17 protein-coding genes are annotated in these 16,171 nt (G+C 68.9%); 9 read left to right on the forward strand and 8 right to left on the reverse strand.

The genetic code is table 11. The features are described 5' to 3' along the window. Window positions 1-280: 280 nt before the first annotated feature. Together EGT29_RS06740 and EGT29_RS06745 are read left to right on the forward strand one after the other, a co-directional pair. The gene (locus tag EGT29_RS06740) at window positions 281-2,137 is read left to right on the forward strand and encodes a subtype B tannase (RefSeq protein ID WP_238160314.1); all 1,857 of its coding nucleotides are present in this window, start codon (window positions 281-283) and stop codon (window positions 2,135-2,137) included. 178 nt (window positions 2,138-2,315) lie between these two features. Next, window positions 2,316-2,777, forward strand: a complete 462-nt coding sequence (locus tag EGT29_RS06745) for a thermonuclease family protein (RefSeq protein ID WP_161567722.1) — start codon at window positions 2,316-2,318, stop codon at window positions 2,775-2,777. Here the strand turns inward: EGT29_RS06745 and EGT29_RS06750 are convergent. After that, window positions 2,774-3,274, reverse strand: coding sequence for a GNAT family N-acetyltransferase (locus tag EGT29_RS06750; RefSeq protein WP_124688295.1), 501 nt, complete (start codon window positions 3,272-3,274; stop codon window positions 2,774-2,776). The genes EGT29_RS06745 and EGT29_RS06750 overlap by 4 nt on opposite strands. Before the next feature lie 106 nt (window positions 3,275-3,380). Here EGT29_RS06750 and EGT29_RS06755 point away from each other — a divergent pair, with 106 nt between their 5' ends. Further along, window positions 3,381-3,848, forward strand: coding sequence for a MarR family winged helix-turn-helix transcriptional regulator (locus EGT29_RS06755; protein ID WP_124688296.1), 468 nt, complete (start codon window positions 3,381-3,383; stop codon window positions 3,846-3,848). A 13-nt stretch (window positions 3,849-3,861) separates the two neighbouring features. Then, window positions 3,862-5,091: a multidrug effflux MFS transporter gene (locus EGT29_RS06760; protein WP_238160315.1), complete on the forward strand. Its 1,230-nt coding sequence runs from the start codon at window positions 3,862-3,864 to the stop codon at window positions 5,089-5,091. Here the strand turns inward: EGT29_RS06760 and EGT29_RS06765 are convergent. Beyond that, complete coding sequence (locus EGT29_RS06765) at window positions 5,070-5,663, reverse strand: TetR/AcrR family transcriptional regulator (protein ID WP_124688297.1); 594 nt, start codon at window positions 5,661-5,663, stop codon at window positions 5,070-5,072. The two genes, EGT29_RS06760 and EGT29_RS06765, sit on opposite strands and share 22 nt — an antisense overlap. Window positions 5,664-5,729: 66 nt before the next feature. On the opposite strand from EGT29_RS06765, the gene EGT29_RS06770 reads away from it, so the two are divergent. Next, window positions 5,730-7,193, forward strand: a complete 1,464-nt coding sequence (locus EGT29_RS06770) for an NAD(P)/FAD-dependent oxidoreductase (RefSeq protein WP_124688298.1) — start codon at window positions 5,730-5,732, stop codon at window positions 7,191-7,193. Window positions 7,194-7,213: 20 nt separating this feature from the next. On the opposite strand, the gene EGT29_RS06775 is transcribed toward EGT29_RS06770, so the two are convergent. Genes EGT29_RS06775 through EGT29_RS06785 form a run of 3 tightly spaced genes read right to left on the reverse strand, consistent with a single transcriptional unit; the run spans window position 7,214 to window position 9,581 of the window. After that, entirely contained in the window at window positions 7,214-7,909 is a 696-nt protein-coding gene (locus EGT29_RS06775; RefSeq protein WP_124688299.1) for a glutamine amidotransferase, read from the reverse strand. Between the two features lie 23 nt (window positions 7,910-7,932). Beyond that, window positions 7,933-8,760, reverse strand: coding sequence for a pyridoxine/pyridoxal/pyridoxamine kinase (gene pdxK / locus EGT29_RS06780; protein ID WP_124688300.1), 828 nt, complete (start codon window positions 8,758-8,760; stop codon window positions 7,933-7,935). Continuing rightward, the gene (locus EGT29_RS06785; protein WP_124688301.1) at window positions 8,757-9,581 is read right to left on the reverse strand and encodes a YggS family pyridoxal phosphate-dependent enzyme; all 825 of its coding nucleotides are present in this window, start codon (window positions 9,579-9,581) and stop codon (window positions 8,757-8,759) included. Before EGT29_RS06785 ends, pdxK begins: the two co-directional genes overlap by 4 nt. A 68-nt stretch (window positions 9,582-9,649) precedes the next feature. Between EGT29_RS06785 and EGT29_RS06790 the strand changes: the two genes are divergently transcribed. Continuing rightward, window positions 9,650-10,222, forward strand: coding sequence for a TlpA disulfide reductase family protein (locus tag EGT29_RS06790; RefSeq protein WP_124688302.1), 573 nt, complete (start codon window positions 9,650-9,652; stop codon window positions 10,220-10,222). Here EGT29_RS06790 and ptsJ read toward each other — a convergent pair. Then, window positions 10,219-11,511, reverse strand: a complete 1,293-nt coding sequence (gene ptsJ, locus EGT29_RS06795) for a transcriptional regulator PtsJ (protein WP_124688303.1) — start codon at window positions 11,509-11,511, stop codon at window positions 10,219-10,221. The genes EGT29_RS06790 and ptsJ overlap by 4 nt on opposite strands. 64 nt (window positions 11,512-11,575) lie before the next feature. Between ptsJ and EGT29_RS06800 the strand changes: the two genes are divergently transcribed. Next, complete coding sequence (locus tag EGT29_RS06800; RefSeq protein ID WP_124688304.1) at window positions 11,576-12,400, forward strand: aminoglycoside phosphotransferase family protein; 825 nt, start codon at window positions 11,576-11,578, stop codon at window positions 12,398-12,400. Here EGT29_RS06800 and EGT29_RS06805 read toward each other — a convergent pair. Then, complete coding sequence (locus tag EGT29_RS06805; protein WP_238160316.1) at window positions 12,397-13,626, reverse strand: MFS transporter; 1,230 nt, start codon at window positions 13,624-13,626, stop codon at window positions 12,397-12,399. The two genes, EGT29_RS06800 and EGT29_RS06805, sit on opposite strands and share 4 nt — an antisense overlap. A gap of 96 nt (window positions 13,627-13,722) precedes the next feature. Between EGT29_RS06805 and EGT29_RS06810 the strand changes: the two genes are divergently transcribed. Together EGT29_RS06810 and EGT29_RS06815 are read left to right on the forward strand one after the other, a co-directional pair. Beyond that, complete coding sequence (locus tag EGT29_RS06810; RefSeq protein WP_124688306.1) at window positions 13,723-14,172, forward strand: helix-turn-helix domain-containing protein; 450 nt, start codon at window positions 13,723-13,725, stop codon at window positions 14,170-14,172. Between the two features lie 118 nt (window positions 14,173-14,290). After that, window positions 14,291-15,283, forward strand: coding sequence for a tripartite tricarboxylate transporter substrate binding protein (locus tag EGT29_RS06815; protein ID WP_124688307.1), 993 nt, complete (start codon window positions 14,291-14,293; stop codon window positions 15,281-15,283). 25 nt (window positions 15,284-15,308) lie between these two features. Here the strand turns inward: EGT29_RS06815 and EGT29_RS06820 are convergent, their stop codons facing one another. After that, the gene (locus tag EGT29_RS06820; protein ID WP_124688308.1) at window positions 15,309-16,169 is read right to left on the reverse strand and encodes a DMT family transporter; all 861 of its coding nucleotides are present in this window, start codon (window positions 16,167-16,169) and stop codon (window positions 15,309-15,311) included. Window positions 16,170-16,171 lie beyond the last annotated feature (2 nt).

Consider the following 16,171-nt stretch of genomic DNA (forward strand, 5'->3'; position numbering starts at 1 on the left):
CGAGTACCTCCTGCACGAGTCACAATTGTAGGTATGTTACTACATTTTTGGCGAAGTGTCCATAAGAGGCCGGTAGGCTATGCCGGCTCGCAGTCGAATCCAGGGAGATCGCGGCCGATCTGAGCCGTCGGTAGCCGCCGGCATGCAATAACGAGTGGCTATCGCGTCGCGCATCCCGGCATCTCCCAGCCCCGGATTCCGTCTCACATAATCGTCCGCACTACGCACGCCTACCCACGGCCCGCGTAGTGAAAAACATAAACGGATGGAGACGCCATACATGTTCCCGCGCACCCTGATCAGCACCTGCGTGCTGCTGGCACTTGCTGCCTGCGGTGGTTCGGATGGTTCGAGCACCGGTACCGACACCACCACTCCTACCCCGCCGGCCGCCGCCGGCCCGGGCGTATTCGACAGCTCGCTGGCTTTCGACAAGGCCGGCTACACGACCATCACCGTCACGCTCGACGGCGTGAGCACGCCGGTGCGCTGGTACCGGGAAGTCTGCTACGTCGGCAAGCCGATGAAGCTGGCGCCCACGCAGGCGGCCGGCGCAGTGGACAATCAGGACTGCGGCTATCAGAACATGAACATCTTCGTGCGCGAGGCCGACGCTGCCAGGCAGGACAATCCCATCTTCTTCAACGTCAACAACTCCGGCTGGCTTGCCAGCTACCAGGGGGGCAAGGGCGGTTGGGATCCCGCGACGCCGGTCACGCGTACCAATTATTCGGGCGCGGACATCGTCAACGGCGGCGCCTACGTCAGCACCAGCGACACGGACAAGATCGGCGCGGCGCTCAAGCGTGGTTTCGTATACGTCAACGTCGCCTCGCGCAGCCGTGGCGCCGTCGCGCCCGCGGGGGTCTACGAGGACGGTGTCTATCAGGGCAAGTCGCCGGCGGCCATCGTCGACGCGAAGGCGGCGGTGCGCTATCTGCGCCTGAACGACGGCGCCATGCCGGGCGATGCCGGCCGCATCGTGGTGAACGGCACGAGCGGGGGCGGCGCGCAGAGCACGCAATTGGGCGCCACGGGCAATAGCGCGGACTATTTCCCCTACCTGCAGGCCATCGGCGCCGCCGGCATCGACAAGGACGGCAAGAGTTCCATCGACGACGACGTCTTCGCCATCGTGGCCTATTGTCCGATCCAGGACATGGGCAGCGCCGATCTGGCCTACGAGTGGATGTTCAATGTGCTGGATACGCGCGCGCTGGTGGCGGCGGACCAGTTGGCCGGGAAGATCGTGGATGCGGGCGGGGCCCCGTTGATCCGGGCTTCCAATCCGGATCCCGCCGGCAGTGCCGAGTTGATGAGCGCGTTCAAGACCTATCAGGCCGGCCTGGGGCTGAAGAATGACGACGGCTCGGCGCTGACCACGGACAACATGCTGGCCGCCATCCAGGCGGAGATCAAGAAGGCCGCGACCCGGCAGGTCAAGGCGGGCAAGCCGTTCGTCGCTTATGGCGCCTATGGGGACGCCGCGGGCAACGGGGTGGGCGGGGGAAGCGGAACGCTGCACTATCTGAATGACTTCATCGGCACGGACGCCGCTGGCACGGTGACGTTCTTCGACATGACGAAGTACATGAAATTCGTCGCCACGCAGGCTCGGCTCAAGTCTGTTCCGGCTTTCGACCGGAGTGGGCAGAGCGCGACCGCGGCCGGTGCGGTGACCACCGATGGCGCGGGTACCGTGAACAGCGCCGGGGGCGAGTCCAATCTGTTCGGTAACGCCGCCCAGGTCTATTCCAACTTCACGGAGTATGGCTGGAACCACAACGATGGCGCCGACGGAACCGACAGGCAGGACGGCGTGGGCCTGGCCAGCACGGGCTACAGCTGGGCCGCGAACCCTCAGCGGGCGTTCCTGCTGAACCAGTACAAGATGATCAATGCGCTGCCGTACGTCGGGAAGACGGACGGCATCACGCCGCACTGGCGCATCCGCGTGGGCGCGCGGGATCGCGATACGTCCTTCACCGTCGCCTACAACCTCAGCCGTGCGCTGAAGGCCGATCCCAAGGTCAAGGACGTCGATTACGCGCTTCAATGGGATCAGGGCCATGCCGGCAACTACGACGTGCAGGAGGCGATGGCCTGGGTCGATCAGGTACTGGCCGCGGCTGACTGAGCTGGACGGCGGCGGGGTGGCTGTCCGCGCCCGCCGCCAGGTCGCGAGGGCCTTCTCCTTGGTAAGCTTGAGGCCCTCGAGACCCGATCGCAAGCTGCGCTGTCCGATGTCGCTCCACTTTATTTCGAGTTTTCCCGCTTATTCTCCATCGCTGCTCGCGGCATTTCCCTTCCGGCAAATGGCATTCGCCTTCGCGCTTGTCCTGCCTGGCGCCGCCCTGGCCCAGGTCTGTACGGTCACGTCCATCCACGACGGCGACACGATGCGCCTGCAATGTCCCTCGCAGAAGAAAAGCATGCCGGTACGGCTGGAGCGGATCGATGCGCCGGAGATCGGCCAGGCGGGTGGAATCGCCTCGCGCGATTTCCTGCGGGCGTTGTGTCCGTTGGGCGCGCCGGCCCGGTTGTCGCGCCATGGCAAGGATCGCTACGGCCGCGTGCTGGGGGATGTCGACTGCGGCCACGGCAGCGTGCAGGAAACGATGCTGCGCCACGGGTATGCGTGGGTCTATCCCAAGTTCACCGCGGAGCGGGCGTTGGTGGATCTGCAGGGCGAGGCGAAGGCGGGACGGCGCGGCTTGTGGGCCTTGCCGTCGCCTGTTGCGCCGTGGGATTTCCGTAAGCGAGGCCGCGATCTCTAGGCCGCTACCTCGAACGCCTGGTGATACGTCACCGCTCCTCCATCCGCCCCAGGCATGAACCGGACCACCTGGAAATATTCCGGCGGCACGCCCGGCAGCACGAAGTCCGGATCGGCCCGGAACCCGAACCGGCCGTAGTATTCCGGTTCGCCCAGCACCACGCATCCCGCCGCATGGCGCTGGCGCAGCGCGTCCAGGGCATGCGCGACCAGATGCCCGCCCACGCCCTTGCCCTGGTGTTCGGGGGCGACGGCAAGCGGGCCGAGGCCATACCAGCCGGGCGCACCGCCGGAGAGTGCCACGGGAGAGAGGGCCACGTGGCCCACCACCTCGCCATCCGTTTCCGCCACGAGTGAAAGGGCCAGCGCGCCGGCCTCGCGCAGGGCGTCGACGATTTTCGCCTCGGTGCCGCTGGTATGCGGCGCGGTGGCGAAGGCGCGGGTGATCACGCGTTCGATGGCGGCGATGTCTTGTGGCTGTTCAGGGCGTATCAACATGGGTAGGGGAGCTGTCATCCGAGCCACGGAATATAAGGCCATTCAATACGTGGCGTATCCGTAATTTAGATTGCATGCGAACTAATTTCCTGGGAAAATAGTTCGCATGCAACCTAATTCAGCGACCCCGCCGCAGCTCGACGAACATGTCCGGGCCCGTTTCGGCCGGCTGGTCGGCGCGGTCTACCGCAAGTGGCGCAGGGCGGTCGATCAGCATTTCAAGGAAATGGGGCTGACGGACGCCACGCGCGCGCCGCTGCTGGCCCTGTACGAATCCAGCGAACCGGTGGTGCGCCAGAAGGACCTGGCGGAGACGCTGTCGCTGGAGAAGTCCTCGCTGGTCCGCATCTTGTCGCAACTGCGCGAGCTGGGCCTGATCGAGTGGGAAACGGCGGAAGAGGACCGCCGCGCCAAGTCCATCCGCCTGACGCGGCAGGGGCGCGCCCTGGCCGAGGGGATCGTGGCCAAGAGCCTGGAGATCGAGGCCAGCCTGCTGGACGACCTGACCGCGCAGGAGCTGCGCATCACCCGCCAGGCCCTGGAAAAGATCGCGCGCCGGTTCGACACGCTCTAGACGAAAGACTTCGATGACCCGCGCGCAGCCGCCCTTTGCCCCTTCCGTTCGCGCCCCCTTGTGGCTGCTGGTGCTGGTGACGCTCAGCGGCACGATGGCCATGCACATCTTCATGCCGGCGCTGCCGCTGGCGGGCGCCGATCTGGGCGCGAGCCCGGCCGGCATGCAGCAGACCATCACGCTGTATGTGGTGGGGCTGGCGTTCGGGCAACTGATCTACGGGCCGGTGTCGGACACCATCGGGCGCCGGCCCACGCTGCTGCTGGGCTTGGGCATCTATCTGGTGGCGAGCGTGTTCGCGCTGTTCGCGCCCACGCTCGAATGGCTGCTGGCCGCTCGCCTGGCGCAGGCGCTGGGCGGCGCGGCGGGCATCACGCTGGGGCGCTCCATCGTCCGCGACATCTCCACGCCCGAGCGGGCCACCAAGGACCTGGCGCTGCTGAACCTGTTGACGCTGGTGGGGCCGGGGCTGTCGCCCATCCTGGGTTCGTACCTGGCCGATGGTTTCGGCTGGCGGGCGATCTATGTGTTCCTGGTGTGCATGGCGGCCGCGATGGTGCTGTGCGCCTGGCGGCTGCTGCCCGAGACCAACCTGGACCGCTCGCCGCTGGCCTTCGGCAAGATCGCGCGGGACTACGGCCAACTGATCGGCAATCGGCGGTTCGTGGGGTTCATGGTGGGCGGGGCCTGTTCCAGCACGGCGCTCTATCCCTATCTGGCGACGGCGCCGTATATCGTGCATGGGCAGTTGCAGTTGCCGATTTCCCAGATCGGCTGGTTCGCGGCGATCACCATCGTGGGGGCCAGCGTGGGTTCGGCCACGACCCGGCGGCTGGTGGGACGCTTGAACACGGAGCTGTTTCTCTACATGGGCGCGGGGCTGAGCCTGGCCATGGCCGTGGTGTTCCTGGGCGTGCAGGCCATGGGCTGGCTGAATGTGCCGGTACTGATCGGCATCACCTTCCTGCTGACGATGGGATGCGGCATGGCCAGTCCCGCCGCGCTGTCGCGCGCCTTGTCCTCGGCGCCGGGGCTGACGGGGTCGGCGGCGGGCCTGTACGGGTTCGGGCAGATGGCGGCCGGCGCGCTGGGCACCAAGCTCGTGGGCTATGGCGCGGATCCGGCCATCTCCTGCGCGGTGGTGCAGATCTTCCTGACGGTGGTGGCGCTGGGCGCTTTCCGGGTCGCGGTCGGCGCGCGGCGCCAGGAAGGCGGCGAGCCTCAGGGGCGCGACGCGCCCTGAAGAAAGAATTCGAAGGCGTGCGCGAACTCCCTGCGCAGCGCAGCCTTCGGGTCCCCCAGCCAGGTCATCAGGGCCGACAGATAAAGGAAATGCAGGTAGTTGGCCAGGCGTTGCGGCGATTCGCTGTCGCGGACTTCCCCGGCCTGCTGCGCGGCGTGGATAAGCGCCGCGTATGCCGCGACCATGTCGGACGCGGCCTGCTCGTCCGACCCGTCACGCACCTGCTGGAAACGGAAGCGGATGTAGGGCGCGGCGTACGGCCGATGTTCCTCCCACCACCGGGCCGAGGCGTCCAGGATCATCGCGACGCGGGACGCGAAGGCCTTGCGTTTCATGACGGCCTGCATCAGCGGCGCCAGGTCCCGCGCCAGGCGCGCATGCATCCATTCGGCAAGCACCGCTTCCTTGACCGCGAAGTGGTTGTACAGCGTTCCCCGAACGACGCCCGTCTCGACGGCGATCTGTTCCATCGTCACGGCTTCGTAGCCGTGGCGTTCGAACAGGCGGCCCGCCACCGTCGCGATGTGCTCGCGCGTGCGCTGGCGCTTGGAGGGAAGGTCGGCCGTGGTCATGAAGGAATTATACAGTGTAGAATTTTGTACATTGTCTAATTTTCACGATCAGGGAGGCAGGCTGCCATGGGAAGGTCGATACGGTCGGCGGTGGTCGTTGGCGCGGGCTTGTCGGGTCTGGCGGCCAGCGTGGCGCTGGCCCGGCAGGGCGTCGATGTCGTGCTGGCCGAAGCCGGCGAGGCGGTCGGCGGCTGCTGCTCCACCGCCAGCGAGCAAGGCTTCACCTTCAACAACGGCGCTGTGTATGTGGCGGTGCCGTCGTTGTTGCGGTCGGGGTTCGCACGGCTGGGCATGGACTTCGAGCGGGAGGTCGAGCTGGTCGCCATCGCGCGTCCGCATGCGACGCATCTGGATGACGGCACGGTGGTGCGGCTGGCCGGCGTGGAGGATTCCCTGGTCGAGGGCGACGAGGGACGGACGGCCATGCTGCGGGACGGACTGGGTGAACTGCGGCGCCGCTGGACGCCGATCTATCGCACGCTGGTTCAGGAAGTGCTGCCGTTCGAGCCGGCCCTGGCCAGGACGCTGGGGCGGCTGTGGCGCTACCTGCCTGCGCTGTCGGGGCGGGCCGATCGCCTCATCGCCGGGCGTTTCCCGGATGCCGGGCTCCAGGCCGCCGTCGCGTCCACGCTGCTGTACACGGGCATGGGTCCGGAACGGCTGCCCGCCACGCAGATTATCGGACTGGTGGCGCTGCTGGAAGAGGGCTTCCATCTTCCCCGTGGCGGGATGGGTGCCATCAGCCAGGCGCTGTATCGCGCGGCGGAACGTCATGGCGTGCGCATCCTGTGCGGCCGGCCGGTCGAACGCATGGTGGTGGCCGGCGGCGTGGCGCGCGGCATCACGCTCGCGGGTGGAGAACGCATAACCGCCGATTGCGTGATCGCCGCCTGTTCGGGCTTCGACGTGGTCCACCGCCTGCTGTCGGCCGAGGCGGTGCCCCGGGCGCTGGCGCGGCGCGCGCGGCGTGCGCCGTTGTCCCATCGGGCGATATCGATCCAGCTGGGCGGCGTCGTCGCCGCCAGGCCGGACGCGTTCATCGTCAACCACGTGCCGTCCATGCGCGAGCAGGACCGGCTGCACATGGCGTCGCCGGACGTGCCGCGCTGGCTGGCCTACACCTGCCCCACGCAGGTCCTGCCGGATCTGGCGCCGCCGGGACGGTCCATCCTGGAGCTGTACGCGCCTGTCTCCGGCATCGCCTCGGCCGACGCGTGGACGCCCGACATGACACGGTCCGCCGTGGACCGCTATCTGGCGGCCATGCGGCAGCGGGTTCCGGGGCTGGAGGTCGAGGCGGTCCGCGTGCTGGATCCTCGGGACTTCGCCCGCCAGCGGCATTTGTACGAGGGGGCGCTGTACGGCGTGGCGCCCGGGGCGTCGCCGGACCGCTTTTTTCCGCACCGCACGCCTCTGCCGGGCCTGTATCTGGCCGGACAGACCACGTTCCCGGGCTATGGCGTGCCGTCCGCCGTCCTGTCGGGCATACAGGCGGCCGAGGCCGCCATGGGCGGCGGGGCGGGGACCTGAGCTGGCGGCCGTACCAGGCGTCAGCAGCCGTCCAGCCAGTCGCCGACGACCTGGCGGGCCACGCGTTCGAGTTCGGCGCCGTGGCGCGCCGCATCCCGCCGGATGGCGGCGACGTCGATCCGGTGCGCCGCCAGCTCGCAGGCATGGCCGATCAGCCAGCGTTCGATGTGCGTGGCCTGGGCTTCCAGGTGGAATTGCAAGCCCAGCAGGCGCGGTCCCAGGGAAAAGGCCTGGTTGGGGAAACCGGGCGTCTGCGCCAGCCTGGCGGCGCCGAACGGGATGTCGAACTGGTCGCCGTGCCAGTGCAGCACGGGCACCGATCCGATGCCGCGCAGCACCGAGTGCTGCCCTTCGTCGGTAAGGGTAAGCGGCGCATGGCCGATCTCGATGCGCCCGGTGGACGTGACGTCCGCCCCCAGTGCCTTGGCCATCAATTGCGCGCCCAGGCAGATGCCCAGGGTCGGCCGGTCCTGTTTCAGGCGTTCGGCAATGGCCGCCAATTCCGCTTCCAGGAAGGGATAGCGGTCGGTCTCGTAGACGCCGATCGGGCCGCCCAGGATCACGACCAGGTCGGCCGCGGCCAACGAGGTGGAATCGATCGCATCGACGCCGGCTTCCAGATAGCGCACGCCGTAGCCTCGCTCGGCCAGCAGCGGAGCCAGCGTACCCAGGTCTTCGAAGGCGACGTGGCGGACAACCAGGGCTTGACGGTTCATCTCCAGGGACTCCGGTTGGGCGTTCAGGGATGGGGCGGCAGTAGCAGTTCGGTGCAATGGGCGCGCTGCGTTTCGCGCAGCGCGGACAGGACGTTATCGGCGGACCGCCGCGCCGCCGCTTCGATCGTTGCGCCTTCCAGCAGGTGCGCGGCCAGCGAAGCGGTGAAGAGATCGCCGGTGCCCTTGGGCGTCAGGGCCAGCCGGGGATGGACGATGGTCGTCGCGCCGGTGCGGGTCACGACCAGGATCTTCATGTCGTCCGGGGTCCAGGTCGCGGGCGCCGCGCTGGTGACGACCACCCATTCGGTATTGCCCGCCAGCAACTGGCGGGCGGCGCGAATGGCGTCGTCGATGCCGTCCACGGGCAGGCCGGTCAGTTGCGCGAGTTCGAAGCCGTTGGGCGTCAAGCCGCGAGCCTGGCCGACGAGGTGGTCGCGGTAGGCGTCCACCAGAGACGGGTCGACGTAGATGCCGTGGTCGTGGTCGCCGATGACCGTGTCGACGATCAGCATGAGGTCCGGGTGGTCCGGCCGTATCCTGTCCAGCCACCGGCCCAGCGCCCGGGCCTGCGCGGCGTTGCCCAGGAAGCCCACGACCACGGCGCGCAGCCGGTGCAGCGCGTCGCGGGCCACGAGATCGTCCAGGTAGCCCTGGAACCAGTCCAGCGGCAGGGCCCCGCCATGCATGGTGGGGTAGTGGGGCGTGTTGCTGAGCACGACGGTGGGCACGGCGGCCACGTGCAGGCCGGCGCGGCACAGCCTGGGCACCGCGATCGAGTTGCCGACGCGGCCGTAGACGACCTGGGACATGATGGAGACCACGTCCAGCGGGAGCGGGCCGGGACCGTTCATGACGCGGGCTCCGAATCGGCGGTGGGCCAGTAGTAGGCGTCCGGCGTGCTGCGGGCGCCGAAGATGGCCTGGCCGACGCGCACCACGGTCGCGCCTTCCTCGATGGCGATCTCGTAGTCGCCCGACATGCCCATCGACAGTTCGTCCAGGCCGATGCCGGCCGGCGCGTCCTGCCGCAGGCGGCCGCGCAGCGTGCGCAGCAGCACGAAGCACTGCCGGACCCGTTCGGCTTCGGCGGAGAACAGGGCCAGCGTCATCAGCCCGCGCACACGCAGGGCGGAGAAGGCGGGCATCTGGCGCAGGAAGTCCCGGACGTCATCCGGATGCAGGCCGTACTTGCTGGCCTCGTCCGAGGTGTTGACCTGCACGAACACGTCCAGCGCGCGGCCTTCGGCCTGTAGCCGGCGATCCAGCGCCTCGGCCACCCGCAGGCTGTCCAGCGCCTGGAACTCGGCGGCGAAGCGCGCCACCAGCTTGGCCTTGTTGGTCTGCAGGTGGCCGATGATGGACCACTTCAGATCGCCCAGGTCGGACATCGCTTCCCACTTGCGCGCCGCTTCCTGCAGCTTGTTCTCGCCCAGGAAGCGGCAGCCGGCCTCATGGGCCAGCCGGATGCGCGCCTCGTCGACGGTCTTGCTGACCGGCAGCAGCCGCACGCCGGCCGGATCGCGGCCGGCGCGCCGGCAGGCCGCGGCGATGCGTTCGTGCACCGTGGCCAGGTTGCGGCGGAAATCCTCGACCGTGGTGGCCTGGGGCCAGCGGCCGTGCTGGTCGTGCTGGGTAGGGGTGTCGGCCTGGAGGCCGTCGTTTTCCGCGTTCATGTCCGGCTCATCGGTTTTGTCCTATGCCAAAAGAGTATCATGTCCAGGCACGACTACAGGAGTCCGACATGTCCCGACCCAAACCCCATACCGTGGAAGCACCGTCGTTGCAGGTGGACGAGTGGCTGAATGTCTCCGCCCCCGTCGACCTGGCCGGCCTGCGGGGGAAGGTGGTGCTGCTGTACGCCTTCCAGATGCTGTGTCCGGCCTGCCTGGCGCATGGCCTGCCGCAGGCCGAGCGCGTGCATCGCATGTTCCGCGAGGACGACGTGGCCGTGATCGGCCTGCATACGGTGTTCGAGCACCATGAGGTGACGGGGCCGGCCGCGCTGCGCGCCTTCACGCAGGAATATCGCTGGAGCTTCCCCATCGGGATCGACCGTCCCGCGCCGGACGGAAACATTCCGATGACGATGCGCGACTATGCCCTGGGCGGCACGCCCAGCCTGGTGCTGCTGGACCGCCGGGGGCACATCCGCCTGCATCACCTGGGCAGCATCGACGACCTGGCTCTGGGCTCGGCCATCGGCCGCCTGCTGGAAGAGGGCTCGGCGCGAGGCGCAGGCGATGCGGGGCCGCCCGCAAACGGACCAGTGGATGCGGGATGCGGCCCGGAGGCCTGCGTGGCGCCGGTGCCCTAGCCGAGGCAGTGCCGCAGGTCCGAGGCGAGCCGCCGGCATTGCGCCGGTTCGATCCCGGAAAGCGTGATGCGCAGTCCCGGCACGGCCTCGTGCACCCCGAAGGCCTGCCCATGGCGCACCAGCCAGCCCCGCCGGGCCAGTGCTCGGGCGACCTCCTGGTCATCGGTGGCCAACGGTACCCACAGATTGAGTCCGTCGCCGCCTTCCAGGCAGGCGATGCCCTGTCCGCCCAGCGCGTCTTCCAGGCGCCTTCTGCGCAAGGCATAGTCTTTACGGGCGCGCGTCATCAGCCGCGCGGCCTGGGGACTGCCCAGCGTGGCCTGCGCCATGTCCTGCAGCAGGTGGCTGACCCAGTTCGTGCCCGATGCCAGGCGCAGGCGCAATTGGCGGGAGGTTGCTTCGTCACTTGCCACCAGCGCCATCCGGATATCGGGCCCCAGCGCCTTGGTGAGCGAGCGCACCAGGGCCCAGCGCCGCGTGCCCGCGGGCAGCACGGAGTGATAGGCGGCGGTCGCCAGCAGGGCGAAGTGGTCGTCCAGGATCACGGCGACGTGCGGATGCTTGGCCAGGACGCGCGACAGCGCGCGCGCCCGCCTGGCGCTCAGGTTGCAGCCGGTGGGATTGTGCGCACGGGGCGTGAGGATGACGGCCCGGGCCCCCTTGGCCAGCGCGGCTTCCAGCGCCGGGGCCTGCATGCCCTCGGCGTCGACCGGTACGCCCACCGCCTGCAGGCCGGCCAGGCGCAGCAGGTTGATGCTGCTCAGGAAGCAGGGATTTTCCACCGCCACCTTGTCGCCCGGGACCAACAGGGCGCCCAGCAGGCGTTCGATGGCATCGACCGCGCCATGGGCCAGGTCGACCTCGAAGGAAGCCGGGCAGTCCTGGACGAGCCAGGCGCGGGCATGGGCCTCGAGCCCCGCGTTGATCAGCGGTTCGCCGTAGAGCCGGGGCCGGTAGGGCCTGGCGCGCAGCGCCGCGGCCAGGTCCGGCAGCCAGGCCGGGTCGGGGTTGCCGCTGGCCAGGTCCACCAGGGGAGAATCGGGCAGCGCGCCTTCCTGTTCGCCGGGGCCGTGGCCGCGTATGGTCGTCCCGCGCCGTCCCTGGGCGGTGGCAATGCCCGCCGCCACGAGACGCTTGTACGCCGCGGCCACGGTATTGCGGTTGACGTCCAGCTGCGCCGCCAGTTCGCGCACGGGCGGCAGGCCCTGGCCGGGCAGGATCTGCTGGGACTGGACTTGCGCGCGAACGCTGTCGAAGATCTCGGCCGCGCTCTTTCCTCGTATTCTCATGTCGTCCTAGGACAATGTCGGTGTGCTAGTTTGACACGTTGTTCCCGGTAAAGAGCATTCCTTCATGACCCGCACCCACGCTTTCGATGCCTGGCTCGACCGCTGGGGCCTGGTGCCCGACGGCGATCCGTTCACCACGCATTCGAGCCTCTTGCTGCCCGTGCGGCGCAACGGCAAGGCCGCCATGCTGAAGATCTCCATCGAATCCGAAGAGCGATGGGGCGCGGGCCTGATGGTGTGGTGGGAAGGCGTGAGCGCGGCGCGCGTGCTGGAGCACGAGGGCGACGCGATCCTGCTGGAGCGCGCCCTGGGGGCGCGGTCGCTGGCCGGCATGGTCCGGGCGGGGCAGGACGACGAAGCCAGCCGCATCATCTGCCGGACCGTCGCCGGGCTGCATGCCCCGCGCGGCAAGCCCGCGCCGGCGCTGGTGCCGCTGGCCGAGCGGTTCCAGGCGCTTGAACTGATGGCGGCCCGCCTGGGCGGCATCCTGGCCAGGTCGGCCGGCGCGGCGCGCGCGCTGCTGGCCGAGCCCCGAGACGTCGTGCCGCTGCACGGGGACATCCACCACGGCAACATCCTCGACTTCGGCGAGCGGGGCTGGCTGGCCATCGATCCGAAACGGCTGGAGGGCGAGCGGGGCTTCGACTACGCCAACCTGTTCTGCAATCCGGACCATGTCATCGCCCTGGCCCCGGGGCGCCTGGCGCGGCAGGCCGACGTCGTCGCCCGGGCGGCGGGGCTGGAGCGCCGGCGCCTGCTGCAATGGATCCTGGCCTGGGCCGGCCTGTCCGCCACCTGGCTTATCGAGGACGGCCAGGACGAGTGGGTGGCGCCGACCTTGCGCGTCGCGGAGCTGGCGTTGGCCGAACTCGGTCCGGACCGGCGCTAACCGGCGGCGGAGCCGGCCGTCCGGGCCGTTGCCGCCGCCGGCGTCGCGCGCAGGGTGGCGGCCCAGAACAGCAAGGCGAGCGCGCCGATGCCCGCGCCCATCAGACAGACGCCGTTCCAGCCCGCGCGGGCATAGACCAGGGTCGAGATAGACGAGCCGGCCGCGCTGCCGATGGAATAGAACACCATGTAGGCGGCGGTCAGGCGATTCTGCGCTTCCGGCCGCACGCGATAGATCATGCCCTGGTTGGTGACGTGCGCCGCCTGCAGGCCGAAGTCGATCACCAGCACGCCCAGGACCAGCCAAAGGATGGAATGCGGCAGCAGGGAGATCGGCAGCCAGGCGGCCAGCATCAGCGCGAGCGCGATGCCGGTCGTGCGTTGGCCGTGCCCGCGATCGGCCCAGCGGCCGGCGCGCGCGGCGCCCAGCGCACCGGCGGCGCCGGCCAGCCCGAACAGGCCGACCTCGGTATGGGACAGCGAAAAGGGCGGCGCGGCGAGCGGCAGCACCATGGGCGCGAGCAGCGTCGTGATGTCGGCGAAGATCAGCATCGCGATGACGGCGCGGATACGCAAGACCGGTTCTTCCAGAAACAGCGTGAACACCGACGCGATCAGGCGCGGATAGGAGATCCGGGGGCCGGTGCGCCGCTGGCGGGGCAGGGCCTGGTAGAGCAGTCCGGCGATCACTAGCGTCAGCGCGGCCGATACCAGGTAGACCGTCCGCCATCCCGACAGGTCGGTCAGGAGGCCGGCGGCGGTCCGCGCCAACAGGATGCCCAGCACGATGCCGCTGGTGACCACGCCCACGACCTGGCCTCGCTCGGATGGCCGGGCGAGCGTGGCCGCGTAGGCGACCAGCGCCTGCGTGACCACCGCGAGCAGGCCCACCGCCGCCATGGAGGCGAGCAGCATGGCCGCCGTCGACGAAAACCCCACGCAGGCCAGGGCCAGCACGGAAAGCAGCGACTGCCCGACGATGAGCTTGCGGCGATCGAGCAGGTCGCCCAGCGGCACCAGCAGGACCAGGCCCAGACCGTAGCCGAGCTGGGTCGCGCCCACGATGAGGCCGGCCACCGCGTGCGACAGGCCGAGGTCGTCCGCCATGACGTCCAGCAAGGGGTGGGCGAAATAGGCGTTGGCGACGGCCAGCCCGCTCGCGACCGCGAAGAGCAGCGTGACCGGACGCGTGAGCGGCGATGGCGCCGCGCTTGCTGTAGAACCCATGGCTAAGACTCCGATTGTTGGTTGCATGACGAAACCGTTCGGAAGGATAGGGTTTTTGGTTTTATAATGCAACCTAAAAATCGATGGAGGGCGGGCATGGTTGGACGAAAAAGCCTGAAGGGGGATTACTGCCCCAGCGCCCGGTCGCTGGACGTGATCGGCGACTGGTGGTCGCTGTTGATCGTGCGCGACGCGTTCGACGGCCTGACGCGTTTCGGCGAGTTCCAGAAAAGCCTGGGCATCGCGAAGAACATCCTGACCGAGCGCCTGCGCACGCTGGTGTCGCGCGGCATCCTGGAAGCCGTTCCGGTGGGAGACAGCGGCGCGCGGATGGAGTACCGCCTGACGGCCATGGGCCGCGACCTGTTCCCGGTGATGGTCGCCCTGCGCCAGTTCGGCGAGCGGCATCTGTTCAAGCCGGGCGAGGCGCATTCGGAACTGGTCGATCGTGAAACCGGCCTGCCGGTCCACCTCGATATCCGCACGCCGGATGGACGGTCGGTGGGGCCGGACGACACGGTGCTGCTGAAGGTGCCGGAGGAATAGCGCGGCGCCAGCCTGGAGGGGCCGTGTTCTCGCGGCGAGCACAGCGTGTGCGGCGTTGCTGTCTTGTTGCCTCGTCGGCCGGCATCGATACTTTGCCGCTCAGCCGACAGGAGACAGCATGAGATCGATCCGCAGGCGCCGCCTTGCCGCGTCCATCATCCCGACCGCCCTTGCCGCGACGTGCGCCGCGGTGAGCGGACTGCCCGCCCAGGCCGCCTATCCGGAGAAGCCCATCAAACTCGTGGTGGGGTTCGCTGCGGGCGGCGCGAACGACCTGGTGGCCCGCGTAGTGGCCCAGGAAGCTTCGCGGAAAATCGGCCGCCCCATCATCATCGAGAACATGCCGGGCTCGAATGCCGAAGTGGCCTCGGGTGCGGTCGCGCGCGCGGCGCCCGATGGATACACCCTGTTGTTGGGATCGTCCGGCGCGCTGGGCATCAGCCCCATCCTCAAGCCCAGGCTGTCCTACCGGCCGGCCTCGGATTTCGCGCCGGTCGCCATGCTGGCCAAGGCGCCCTACGTGCTGATCACCAGCACGCAATCTTCTTTCCGGAACGTGAAGGAACTGGCCGCGGCATCGCGCAAGAGCCGGCAGGGGCTGACGTTCGCGTCGGTCGGCGTGGGCTCGGTGCCGCACCTGGCTACCGAATGGTTTGACGAGGCGGCGGGCGTGAAAGCGCTGCACGTGCCCTACAAGGGTGCCAGCCAGTCCATCGTCGACATCGTCGGACGGCAGGTGGACTACGGGTTCACGACCATCGCCGTCGCGGCGCCCACGATCAGGGCCGGCCAGACGCGGGCGCTGGCCATCAGCAGCGCGGGCCGCTCCCCGCTGATGCCGGAGGTGCCGGCCATTAGCGAAACCCTGCCGGGGTTCGAAGCCGTGGTCTGGTACGGCCTGTTTTCCCCGGCAGGGACACCCGAGGCCATCCTGCGATATCTGCACGAGGCCTTCAGCCAGGCGTTGGATTCCGAGCGGGTCAGATCCGAGTTCGCCACGCAGGGGTTCGACGTTTTCAAGCTGCCCCGGGACGCGATCAAACCCTATGTCGAAGGCGATGCCCGCAATTGGGAAAGCGTGATACGCCGGGCGGGCATCCAGATCGATTGAACTCGGCCGTGGCGCGGACCGGCGCTCACGCGAACCGCCTGGCGCCCGCCACGCATCCCACCGCGCCCAGCGTCGCGGCCAACATGGTGCCGCTGATCGGTTCGTGCAGGAACAGCGCGGCCAGCCCCAAGGCCAGGAAGGGCTGCAGCAACTGCAATTGCCCGACCGCCGCGATGCCGCCCTGCGCCAGGCCCCGATACCAGAACACGAAGCCGATCAACATGCTGAACAGCGACACGTAGGCCAGGCTGAACCAGGCCGGCGCGCCCACATGGTCGAAGGATGCGGGGCGGGTCAGCAGCGTCATCGGCAGCATGACGGGCAGCGACAGCACCAGCGCCCAGCTGATGACCTGCCAGCCCCCCAGCCGACGGGAGAGCCGCGCGCCTTCGGCGTAGCCCAGGCCGCACACGGCGATCGCGGCCAGCATCAGCAGGTCGCCGCGCAGCGATGCCCCGATGCCGCCCAGGGCGGCATGGCCGGCCACGAACACGCTGCCCAGCAGCGAGAACAGCCAGAACGCCGGACGGGGGCGTTCGCCGCCGCGCAGCACGCCGAAGACCGCGGTGCACAGCGGCAGCAGCCCCAGGAAGACGATGGAGTGCGCGGACGAGACATGCCGCAGCGCCAGCGCGGTCAACAGCGGAAAGCCCACCACAACGCCCAGGGCCACCACGGCCAAGGCCGGCAGGTCGCTCAGGGCCGGACGGCGCTCACGGAAGGCCAGCAGCAGCATTGCGCCCAGCAGGGCGGCGATGGCGGCCCGCGCGCCGGTCAGGAAGGTCGGGTCCAGATCCATGACCGCGGCCCGCGTGGCCGGCAGCGAGCCGGCGAAAATCACCACGCCTATCAATCCGTTGATCCATCCGTTCGTCGTCTTGTCCATGA

Source organism: Pigmentiphaga sp. H8, assembly GCF_003854895.1.
Taxonomy (GTDB): domain Bacteria; phylum Pseudomonadota; class Gammaproteobacteria; order Burkholderiales; family Burkholderiaceae_B; genus Pigmentiphaga.